Genomic DNA, 10329 nt, shown 5'->3' with positions numbered 1-10329 from the left:
GGACACCCCCGCGAACCCACCCCGCCCGGCCTCTGACAGTTTCCGTGGGCGTCCAGCCACGGAAAAGAAAAAAGAAAAGCAAAAGCGGGTCGCGTCGCTGCGCTCGCTCTGGTGACGACCAACGGTCGTCACCCACCAAGCAAGACACGTGTCGACCAAGGTCGATACCCATCAACAGCCGCGGGAACCTGTCGAAGGCGGGGTGGCTCAGCTTGCGGGGGCGTGAGCGCCATGGATGGCGCGACCGAGGCTACATGGACGTACTTGCGCCGTCCCCCGCAACCTGAGCCACCCCGCCATCCCACGGATAGCCCGCTTTTGACGTTGACGTTGCTTCGGCTTCGGCTTCGGCGGGTGCAGGGCGCAGCCCTGCAAACAAACCCCACCCTCAGTAACGAGGCCGGCCTTCTTCCAGCACCTGGCGCAGGAACGGCACGGTGATCCGCCGCTTCGCCGCCAGCGATTCGCGATCCAGCCAATCCAGCAGCGTGATCAACCCACCCAGCTCGCGCCCGGTGTGCGACAGCAGCCACTCGATGGACGCCTCGTCGATCGCCAGGCCACGCCGCAGCGCGCGTTCGCGCAGCACCGCTGCCCGACCTTCCTCGTCCAGCGGCTGCAGCAGCACGCGCACGCACTGGCCCAGCCGCGAACGCAGGTCGGGCAGTACCAGGCCCAGTTCTTCCGGCGCCTTCTGCGCCGTGTACAGCACGGTCACGCCTGCAGCGCGCGCGCGGTTGTGGAAATCAAACAGCGCGATCTCGTCCTCGCGGTTGCCGGCGACCTCGTCCAGGCCGTCCAGCGCCACCAGCTCACGCGCTTCCAGCCCATCCAGCGCCGCGCGTACGCGCCCCGCGGCGCTGGCCAGCGGCACGTAGGTCGGCAGCCGCCCGGCCTGCTCTGCGCTGGAGCACATCGCCAGCGCCTGATGGGTCTTGCCGGTGCCCGCCGCACCTTCCAGGTAAACCCAGTCGTGGCTGGCGCCCACCGCGATCGCGCGCAGCTGCGCCAGCGCGCCGTCCGGCGCGCCGATGAAGGTCTCCAGGCGCTGGTCCCGCGGGTAATGCAGGGCCAGCGGCAGTTGCGGCACACCCATCACTTCAGGTCGGGGCCCTTGTCATTCGGAATGATGATATGGGGCTGGTCAACAACACCATCAAGCACGATCGCCGGCTTCTCACCCACGTACAGCTCGCTCTGGCGATAACGCTGGTGCGCGTAGCGCAGCAGCACGTTGGTCACCGCTGCCACCGGCAGCGCCAGCAGCATGCCGAGGAAGCCGAACAGCTGGCCACCGGCCATCACCGCAAAGATCACCGCCACCGGGTGCAGGCCGATCTTGTCGCCGACGATGCGCGGGGTCAGCACGTAGCTTTCCAGCAGCTGGCCCACGGTGAACACCACGCCGACCAGGATCAGCAGCTTCAGGTCGAAGCCCTGCGCCTGCACCAGCGCGGCCACGATCGCCATCAGGATGCCGGTGGTCGCGCCCAGGTAGGGAATGAAGCTGATCAAGCCGGCAATCAGGCCGATCAGCAGGCCCAGCTTGAGGCCGACCAGTGACAGGCCGCCGGCATAGATCACGCCCAGCGCCAGCATCACCAGGAACTGGCCGCGGATGAACGCGCCCAGCACCTCGTTGGATTCACGCGCCAACGCGCTGATGGTGCCGATCTGGTTGCGTGGAATCACCGACGCCACCCGCTCGACCAGCTTGTCCCAGTCACGCAGGAAGTAGAACGCCAGGATCGGCAGCAGCAGGATGTTGACCACCCAGGTCACCATCGCAAAGCCCGAGCGCGAGACGTAGCCCATGAACGTGGTCGCGAAGCCGCCGGCCTGCTGCCAGTGGCTGCGCACCCATTCGATCAGGCGGTCCGGGTCCATCCACTGCATCACTTCCAGGCCGGTCTTCTGCTCGAACCAGGGAATACCCTTTTCCATCAGCCACGCCTGTGCCTGCGGCGCCGCCGCGATCAAGGTGGTGATCTGGCGCTCGATCATCGGCACCAGCACCAGCAGCAGCGCCACGATCACCAGCACCATCGCCGCGAACACCAGCACCACGCCGGTCATGCGCGAACGGCCGGTGGCCTCGATGCGGTCCACCAGCGGATCGCCCAGCCAGGCCAGCGCCAGCGCCAGCACGAACGGGGTCAGGATCGGCGCCAGCAGCCATACCACCCAGCCGATCAGGCCGGCGAACAGGATGTACTTCAGGCGGCGCAGGAACTGCGCGATTTCCGCTTCCGGGGTCAGGTTCATCGCAGGCGGTACTCGTTGCTGACCGGCGCAGCGACCGGGGCACCGGTGGTGTCGTCGATCGGCGTCGGCAGGGCAGGCAGCGCGGCGCTAGGCACCAGTACGCCGTTGTCGCCCAGCATGCGGTTGAAGCCGGCCAGGCCGGTGGTCATCTCCAGGCTCAGCTCCAGCTGGCCAGCCGAAGCGTGCAGCGGGGTGACGTTGCGCACCACCGGTACCTCGCGCAGGCCGGCAGCCAGGCGCAGGTAGTCATCGGCGCTGTTGATGCCGGTGACCACCACCCTGTAGGTGCCGGCCTGGCCGACAGCCGCGCCGGCCTTGGCATAGCGCTTGACCAGCGCATCGGCGGCACCATCGGCACCGGCGGCCATCGCGCGCATGGCGTTGGCGTCCTTGCTGGTCCACTTGTTCAGCTCACGGCCGTTGTCGACGAACACCCAGTCCGCCTGCCAGCCGCCGTTGGCGCGGTACAGCTTACCGATCAGCTGCATCGGCGGCGAGTAGCGCGAAGAGGCGCGGGCCACGGCGGCGCTGTCCTGGCGCCAGATGGCACCGGCCAGCGCCTGTTCGGCGGCACCACCGCTGGGCAGGCCCAGCTTGTAGCCACGTTCGACGGCGCGGTTCAGCAACGGGCGCGCGGCGTTGGCCTGCTGCACGCTGACCAGTCGCGGACCGCTGCCGTCGTCGACGGCCAGCCACAGCACCGGCTTCGGTCGCGGCTGCGGCCACAGCGGCAGGCCCAGCGCCGACACCAGCGAATCGACATCGTCCTCGCGGAAGCGGGCCACCAGCAGGGTACGGAAGCTGGGGGCGCCACTGGCGCTCACGCTCTGGTCCTGCTTGTAGTCATAGCTGGCCACGTAATCCTTGGCATTGCGCAGCGCCTGCGCCACGCCAGGGCGCGACATCACGCTGCGATCGCCGGACAACTTGCCCAGTACAACGCTCAAGGCGCGGGCCAGGGCGCCGTTGCGATCGGCTTCGGCCTGGCTGTTGACGGGCACTTCGGCCTCGTACGCGCCAGTGGCGGTGGCAACATCACCCTCGGTGCGCAGGCCGCTCTGGGCCATCGTGGCCACCGGCAGGCTCAGCGCAAGGAGCAGGGTCAGAATCAGGCTGCGGCGCATCAGGACATCCATTGGCTCGACGTATCCGGGGGAATTGTTGCCCGAATACGGCCTTTGCGCCAATGCGGCCTGTTAAAATCGGCCGTTCAACCCCTGCCAGCGCCGACGCCCGTGACCAACACCCCGTCTTCCGCCCCCTCCCCCCTCACCTATCGTGACGCGGGTGTCGACATCGACGCCGGCAACGAACTGGTCGAGCGGATCAAGCCCCTGGTCAAGCGCAGCTTCCGCCCGGAAGTGATGGGCGGCCTGGGTGGCTTCGGCGCCCTGTTCGACCTGTCCAACAAGTACCGCGAGCCGGTGCTGGTGTCGGGTACCGATGGCGTGGGCACCAAGCTGAAGCTGGCCCACCAGCTGAACCGCCACGATACGATCGGTATCGACCTGGTCGCCATGTGCGTGAACGACGTGCTGGTGCAGGGGGCCGAGCCGCTGTTCTTCCTGGACTACTTCGCCACCGGCAAGCTGGACATCGACACCGCCGCGGCGGTCGTGGGCGGCATCGCCAACGGCTGCACCGAGGCCGGCTGCGCCCTGATCGGCGGCGAAACCGCTGAAATGCCCGATATGTATGCCCCCGGCGAGTACGACCTGGCCGGCTTCACGGTGGCTGCGGTCGAGAAGAGCGAGCTGAAGGACGGCGCCAGCGTGGCCGCCGGCGACGTGCTGATCGGCATCGCCTCCTCCGGCCCGCACTCCAACGGCTACTCGCTGGTGCGCCGCATCTACGACCGCGCAGGCCGCCCGGCCGATCTGGAGCTGGAAGGCGGCGTGAAGCTGGTCGATGCCCTGATGGCGCCGACCCGCCTGTACGTCAAGCCGATCCTGTCGCTGCTGAAGTCGCACGGTGCCGCCATCCATGGCATGGCCCACATCACCGGTGGCGGCCTGACCGAGAACATCATCCGCGTGGTGCCCGAAGGCCTCGGCCTGGACATCCAGGCCTCGTCCTGGACCCTGCCGCCGGTGTTCCAGTGGCTGCAGAAGGAAGGCGCGGTAGCCGACAGCGAAATGTGGCGCACCTTCAACTGTGGCATCGGCTTCGTGCTGATCGTGGCGCCGGACCAGGTGGCCGCAGTGTCCGACGCGGTCAAGGCGCAGGGCCTGGAGCACTGGACCATCGGCCAGGTGGTCACCGCCGAAGGCGCCGAGCGCGTCCACATCGGCTGATCCCGGCAACCCAGGAGCCCGCATGGACGCAACGCCCCCCTTGTCGCCCACACCCGTGCCGCCGCCGCTGGCGACGGTACCGGTGTTCAGCGCGCAGGATGCCGACCACCTGCGCATGCTGGCCATCGCGCACTACGTGGTCGGCGGGCTGATCGCGCTGTTCTCGCTGATCTTCATCATCCACATCGTGCTGGGCATCACCGCGCTCACCGGCAACCTGCCGATGAATTCCGGCGGCCAGCCGTCGTCGCCGGCCGAGCAGCGCCTGTTCGGCTGGATATTCACCATCGTCGGCTGCGTCATCGTGTTCGGTGGCGTGACCCTGGGCGCGTTCGTGGCCTACGCCGGCCGCTGCCTGACCCGTCGCCGCCGCTACCTGCTGTGCCTGATCGTGGCCGGACTGGCTTGCCTGTTCGCGCCGATCGGCACTGCGCTGGGGGTGTTCAGCCTGATCACCCTGCTGCGGCCGCAGATCAAGGCCGCCTTCGACCTTCCCGCCGCGACCGCATGACCGCCTCCGGCAATCCGCCGCCGCTGCCGCACGAGGCCCTGGCGCAGCTGCAGCTGACCAGCCATCTGCAGACGCTGAAAGTGCTGTTCTACGCGTTGGCCGGCTTCCATTGGGTCGCCACAGTGGCGTTCCTCGGCCTCAGCGGCTGGGTGGCCGAGTCACGCGGGCTGGACGATGCCTGGATGCTGACCACGGTCTATGCGTCGATCGCCGCACTGGCGGCCGTGCTGGGCTTCGTGCAGCTGCACACCGCGCGCCAGCTGTCACATCGCACCGGGCTGGCCTGGTGCCAGCGCGCAGCCTGGCTGGGCGTACTGGCCGGCCCGCTGGGCATGGCCCTGGCCGCCTATGCCTGGGTGTTCCTGTCCAAGCCTGAAATGGCCGCGCTGTTCGACCGTGGTGACCACCTCAGTGTCTGAACCTGCCGGTAGACGTCCCGTCCTTTCCTGATCGATTTCCCATGTCCGCGCCTGCGCTACCGACCACCGCTTCGCCCACCACCCACCGTTTCTCGGGCCCCAAGAAGCTGGCCTTTGCTGCCGTGCTGGCGGTGTTTGCAATCAGCTGGGTCCACCCGCTGTGGCCTACCGAGCAGGCCCTGCACAGCACCCTGACCGTGGTCGGGCTGGCCGCGCTGCTGTGGGTCGACCGTCGCGGTGGCTGGTTGGACAACGGAGCCTTCATCGCCATCTGCGGCTTTATCGCTCTGCACTGCGTGGCCGCGCGCTGGCTGTATTCCAACGTGCCCTACGACGCCTGGGCGCAGACGCTGACCGGCTGGTCCCCGAATGCGGCCTTCGGATGGCAGCGCAACCATTTCGACCGCCTCATCCACTTCCTGTTCGGCGTCTGCTTCACCCCCGCGCTGCTGCAGCTGGCGCGCCATGCGTGGCCGGCGCTGCGGCTGGGCCAGGCCTTCACCCTGGCGGTGATGACGGTGATGTGCGCCAGCCTGGTCTACGAGTGGTTCGAGTGGGCCATCGCGCTGGCCCTGTCGCCGGATGCCGCCGAAGCCTACAACGGGCAGCAGGGCGACATGTGGGACGCGCATGCCGACATGCTCATGGCCACCGTGGGCAGCCTGCTGACCTGGCCGTTGGTCCGCCGGAGCGCCCAGCAATGACCGCGCCCACCCGCATTGCCGTGCTCGCCTCCGGTCGCGGCAGCAACCTGCAGGCCATCCTCGATGCCATTGCCGACGGCCGCCTGCCCGCCGAGGTGGTCGGCGTGTTTTCCGACCGCCCCGCCGCAGCGGCCCTGCAGCGCGTCGCACCGAGCCTGCGCTGGGCGCACGCACCGAAATCCTTCAGCGACCGCGCCAGCTACGAGCAGGCGCTCGGCGATGCGCTGGCCGCGGTACAGCCGGACTGGATCGTCTGCGCCGGCTACATGCGCATCCTCGGCGCGGCCTTCGTGCAGCGTTTCAATGGCCGCCTGGTCAACATCCATCCATCGCTGCTGCCGCTGCACAAGGGCCTGGACACCCACGCCCGTGCGCTGCAGGCCGGCGACGCCGAACACGGTGCCAGCGTGCATCTGGTCGTGCCCGAGCTGGATGCGGGCGCAGTGCTGGCGCAGGTACGTGTACCGGTGCAGCCGGATGATGACGCGCAGGCCCTGGCCGCGCGCGTGCTGGCAGTGGAGCACCCGCTGCTGATCGCCACCCTGCAGCTGTTGTGCGCCGGCCGCCTGGCTGAACAGGAGGGCCAGCCGCAACTGGACGGTCACCCCCTGTTTAGCCCATTGGCCCTAGATTCCGCCGGGAACCTGAACCGGTAGTCCCCATGCACACGCCCCGCTGACTGCGGGGCTGGCATCCTGCCCTCCTCCTGCGGTTCCTGTCCTTCATGAAGACCACGACCCTGCTGCCCACTTCATTGCTGCTGTCGCTTGTCGTGTTCCCCGGCGTGGGCTGGGGCCAGGCACAGGCGCCCGCCACCTCGCCGGCAGCGGTGCCTGCGGCGCTGCCGCCTGCCAATGCCCCGGCCGTACCGATGCCACCGGCACTGGCCTGGGAGCCACCGCCGCTGCAGCCGTTCAGCGCCACCTACCAGGCCTTCTACAAGGGCAAGGAAGCGGGTGATGCCAGCATGCAGGTCACCCACACCGGCGGCAGCCAGTGGCGGGTGGACATGCAGGTGGTCGGCCGCCGCGGCTTTGCCAGCGTGCTGGGCCTGAACATCGAGCAGAGCACGGTGTTCGAGGAACGCAGCGGCGTGTATGCGCCGCTCAGCCAGAGCACGGTGCGCAAGGGCCTGTTCCTGGGCAAGAAGGCGGTCGGCACCTACAACTGGCAGGCTGGCACCGCGCAATGGACCGGTGACGTGAAGAAGGAACGCGCGCAGCCGATCCCGCTGCAGGCGGGCGACCAGAGTGCGCTGCTGATCAATCTGGCGATCATGCGCGATGCCCGTCCGGGCGCCACCCTGCATTACCGCTACGTGGACATGGGCAAGGTCCGCGAGCACGATTACCAGGCCGCGCCGCAGACCGAGAACGTCGAGGTCGGCGACCTGTCCTACAACGCGCTGCGGGTCTACCGGACCAACGGTGGCAGAAACGAAACCATTCTCTGGATCGCCAACGGTGTCCCCACCCCGGTGCGCATCCTGCAACGCGAAGACGGCGAAGACCGCGTCGATCTGCGCCTGATCGAATACCAAGGAGTCTGAGCATGAACACCCTGACCCGCCCCCTCACCTGGATCGCAGCCGCCGCCCTGACCGTGGCCAGCCTGCCAGCCATGGCCCTGGAACCGTTCAAGGCGGATTACCTGGCCAGCTACATGGGCATGCAGGCCAACGGCACCATGACCCTGGCCAGCGAAGGCAGTAACAAGTGGCGCTACAGCCTGCAGGTGAAGAACCAGCTGGCCGACCTCAGCCAGAGCACGGTGTTCGAGGAAGTACGTGGCCAGCTGCGCCCGCTCAGCAGCCAGGACCGTTCGGCGCTGCTGGTGAAGAAGCGCAATGTGCAGGCCAACTACAACTGGACCAGCAACCAGGCCACCTGGACCGGCGACATCAAGCCGGACCGCGCGGGCCCCATCGCGCTGAAGGCGGGCGACATGGACGCGTTGCTGATCAACCTGGCGATCGCCCGTGACCTCGCCGCCGGCAAGCCGCTGACCTATCGCATGGTCGACGAAGGCCGCATCAAGAACATGACCTACCGCGTGATCGGCAAGGAGTCGATCACCGTGGGCGGCAAGAGCTACGAGGCCACCAAGGTCTCGCGTGCCGACGGCAACAAGGAGCTGATCGCCTGGATCGTGCCGGAGTTCCCGGTGCCGGCGCGCATGCTGCAGCGTGAGAGCGGCCGCGATGCGCTGGACCTGACCATCAGGGCGATGAACTGACCGGAGATCCGCGCACCCAGAAAAACGCCCGCTTTCGCGGGCGTTTTCTTATTTCTTAGCTTCGGCCGGCTTCTCTTCGGCCGCCTTGAACTCGGTGCGGCAGTCCACGCGGATCTGCTCACCGGTGCTGCGCCAGACGAAGGTGCGGCAATGACGGTTGCCGTCCTGGCTGTCGTTCACCGCGACCGCATAGAACGACTCGATGATTTCATCACGCGTGACCGTGCCATCACCGTTCCAGTCCATGTCCTTCTGCTCGATGCCCTGGGTGATGGCGATGTTGGCGTACCAGGCATAGCCCAGCCATGCCAGCACGATCAGCACCAGGGCCAGCAGCGCCTTGCGACGGGGGCTGAACTTGCCGCGCAGGATCATGGCACGCGCCGGATGGTGGCGCCGAGCGAAGACAGCTTCTCTTCGATGTTCTCGTAGCCACGATCAAGGTGGTAGATGCGGTCGATGGTGGTATCGCCGCTGGCCATCAGGCCGGCCAGGATCAGCGAGGCCGAGGCGCGCAGGTCGGTGGCCATCACCGGTGCACCGCTCAGGTGCTCGCTGCCACGCACGATGGCCGTATGTCCTTCGACCTGGATATCCGCACCCAGACGCAGCAGTTCGTTGACGTGCATGAAACGGTTCTCGAAGATCGTTTCGTTGATCACGCCCACGCCGTCGGCCACGCAGTTGAGCGCCATGAACTGCGCCTGCATGTCGGTCGGGAATGCCGGGTACGGCGCAGTGGTCAGGTTCACCGCCTTCGGCCGCTTGCCCTGCATGTCCAGGGTGATGGTGTCATCGGTGGTCTCGATCGTCGCGCCAGCCTCGACCAGCTTGGACAGCACCGCGTCCATGGTGTTCGGGCGCGCACGGTTGACCGTAACCTTGCCACCGGTCATCGCCGCAGCCACCAGGAAGGTACCGGTCTCGATGCGGTCGGGCAGCACTTCGTGGCGGCCACCGGACAGGCGCTCGACGCCTTCGATCACCAGGCGGGCGGTGCCCAGGCCTTCGATCTTTGCGCCCAGTGCGATCAGGCAATGCGCCAGATCGGTCACTTCCGGTTCCATCGCGCAGTTGTCGAGGATGGTGGTGCCTTCGGCCAGCACCGCGCCCATCAGCACGTTCTCGGTGCCGGTGACGCTGACCATGTCGAAGGTGAAATGGCCGCCCTTCAGGCGCTTGGCGGTGGCCTTGATGAAGCCGTTCTCGACCACGATCTCGGCACCCAGCGCCTGCAGGCCCTTGATGTGCTGGTCGACCGGGCGCGAGCCGATCGCGCAGCCGCCCGGCAGCGACACTTCCGCCGCGCCGAAGCGGGCCAGCAGCGGGCCCAGCACCAGGATCGAGGCGCGCATGGTCTTGACCAGCTCGTAGGGTGCCACGTGCTGGTTGACCGGACGCGGGTCGACCACGATCGCGCTGCCGCGCGACAGCGTGCCCTGGTCGATGGTGACCTTGGCGCCGAGCTCGCCCAGCAGCTTCACCGTGGTGACCACGTCGTGCAGGTGCGGCACGTTGGTGATCTCCACCGGCGCATCGGCCAGCAGGGTCGCGCAGAGAATGGGGAGGACGGCGTTCTTGGCGCCGGAGATGCTCACTTCACCGTGCAGCGCAGCGCCGCCGGTCACAACGATCTTGGCCATGTATTCGGGATCTTCTGCGGTTCAGCCGGCTTCGGCCGGGGTCACGGTTTTCAGCGCCAGCGCGTGGATCGCGCCGCCCATCAGGTCGCCCAGCGTGGCATACACCATGCGGTGGCGGGCCAGCGGCATCTTGCCGGCAAAGGCCTCGCAGACCACGGTCGCTTCGAAATGCACGCCATCGTCGCCCTGCACGTCGGCGCGAGCGCCGGGCAGGCCGGTTTCGATCAGATTGCGGATGGTGTCGGCGTCCAACGGGCT

General features: G+C 67.7%; 13 protein-coding genes. 7 read left to right on the top strand and 6 right to left on the bottom strand.

Translation table 11 applies throughout. The features are described 5' to 3' along the window. Window positions 1-388 precede the first annotated feature (388 nt). Genes hda through R1H25_RS09130 form a run of 3 tightly spaced genes read right to left on the bottom strand, consistent with a single transcriptional unit; the run spans window position 389 to window position 3401 of the window. On the bottom strand, window positions 389-1096 hold the full coding sequence (gene hda / locus R1H25_RS09140; protein WP_032130359.1) for a DnaA regulatory inactivator Hda: 708 nt from the start codon (window positions 1094-1096) through the stop codon (window positions 389-391). Then, the gene (locus R1H25_RS09135) at window positions 1096-2265 is read right to left on the bottom strand and encodes an AI-2E family transporter (RefSeq protein WP_049445813.1); all 1170 of its coding nucleotides are present in this window, start codon (window positions 2263-2265) and stop codon (window positions 1096-1098) included. Before R1H25_RS09135 ends, hda begins: the two co-directional genes overlap by 1 nt. Beyond that, window positions 2262-3401 carry a DUF2066 domain-containing protein gene (locus tag R1H25_RS09130; RefSeq protein WP_317223402.1) on the bottom strand — a complete coding sequence of 380 codons (1140 nt, stop codon included), beginning with the start codon at window positions 3399-3401 and terminating at the stop codon, window positions 2262-2264. The genes R1H25_RS09135 and R1H25_RS09130 overlap by 4 nt, the downstream gene beginning before the upstream one ends. Window positions 3402-3500: 99 nt before the next feature. Between R1H25_RS09130 and purM the strand changes: the two genes are divergently transcribed. The 7 genes from purM to R1H25_RS09095 all read left to right on the top strand — a co-directional run bounded on the left by purM (window position 3501) and on the right by R1H25_RS09095 (window position 8428). Further along, a complete protein-coding gene (purM, locus tag R1H25_RS09125) occupies window positions 3501-4559 on the top strand; it encodes a phosphoribosylformylglycinamidine cyclo-ligase (RefSeq protein ID WP_057501281.1) in 1059 nt (352 codons plus the stop codon). A gap of 22 nt (window positions 4560-4581) precedes the next feature. Next, a complete protein-coding gene (locus R1H25_RS09120) occupies window positions 4582-5070 on the top strand; it encodes a hypothetical protein (RefSeq protein WP_317223401.1) in 489 nt (162 codons plus the stop codon). Then, window positions 5067-5489, top strand: coding sequence for a hypothetical protein (locus R1H25_RS09115; RefSeq protein ID WP_317223400.1), 423 nt, complete (start codon window positions 5067-5069; stop codon window positions 5487-5489). The genes R1H25_RS09120 and R1H25_RS09115 overlap by 4 nt, the downstream gene beginning before the upstream one ends. Window positions 5490-5530: 41 nt before the next feature. Continuing rightward, on the top strand, window positions 5531-6193 hold the full coding sequence (locus R1H25_RS09110; protein ID WP_317223399.1) for a DUF2238 domain-containing protein: 663 nt from the start codon (window positions 5531-5533) through the stop codon (window positions 6191-6193). Beyond that, entirely contained in the window at window positions 6190-6849 is a 660-nt protein-coding gene (purN, locus tag R1H25_RS09105; protein WP_317223398.1) for a phosphoribosylglycinamide formyltransferase, read from the top strand. Before R1H25_RS09110 ends, purN begins: the two co-directional genes overlap by 4 nt. A 68-nt stretch (window positions 6850-6917) precedes the next feature. Next, entirely contained in the window at window positions 6918-7742 is an 825-nt protein-coding gene (locus R1H25_RS09100) for a DUF3108 domain-containing protein (protein WP_317223397.1), read from the top strand. Between the two features lie 2 nt (window positions 7743-7744). Then, window positions 7745-8428 (top strand): DUF3108 domain-containing protein, encoded by a 684-nt coding sequence (locus R1H25_RS09095; protein ID WP_049445829.1) that lies wholly within the window; start codon window positions 7745-7747, stop codon window positions 8426-8428. Window positions 8429-8476: 48 nt separating this feature from the next. On the opposite strand, the gene R1H25_RS09090 is transcribed toward R1H25_RS09095, so the two are convergent. Genes R1H25_RS09090 through R1H25_RS09080 form a run of 3 tightly spaced genes read right to left on the bottom strand, consistent with a single transcriptional unit; the run spans window position 8477 to window position 10323 of the window. Continuing rightward, complete coding sequence (locus R1H25_RS09090) at window positions 8477-8803, bottom strand: hypothetical protein (protein ID WP_049445831.1); 327 nt, start codon at window positions 8801-8803, stop codon at window positions 8477-8479. Continuing rightward, window positions 8800-10071 (bottom strand): UDP-N-acetylglucosamine 1-carboxyvinyltransferase, encoded by a 1272-nt coding sequence (gene murA / locus R1H25_RS09085; protein ID WP_049445833.1) that lies wholly within the window; start codon window positions 10069-10071, stop codon window positions 8800-8802. Before murA ends, R1H25_RS09090 begins: the two co-directional genes overlap by 4 nt. Before the next feature lie 21 nt (window positions 10072-10092). Next, window positions 10093-10323, bottom strand: a complete 231-nt coding sequence (locus R1H25_RS09080; protein WP_005408396.1) for a BolA family protein — start codon at window positions 10321-10323, stop codon at window positions 10093-10095. Window positions 10324-10329: the final 6 nt, after the last annotated feature.

The organism is Stenotrophomonas veracruzanensis (genome assembly GCF_032911525.1).
Lineage (GTDB): Bacteria > Pseudomonadota > Gammaproteobacteria > Xanthomonadales > Xanthomonadaceae > Stenotrophomonas > Stenotrophomonas africana.
The sequence above is the reverse complement of the archived record's forward strand: the minus strand, read 5'-3'. Positions and strand labels throughout refer to the sequence as shown.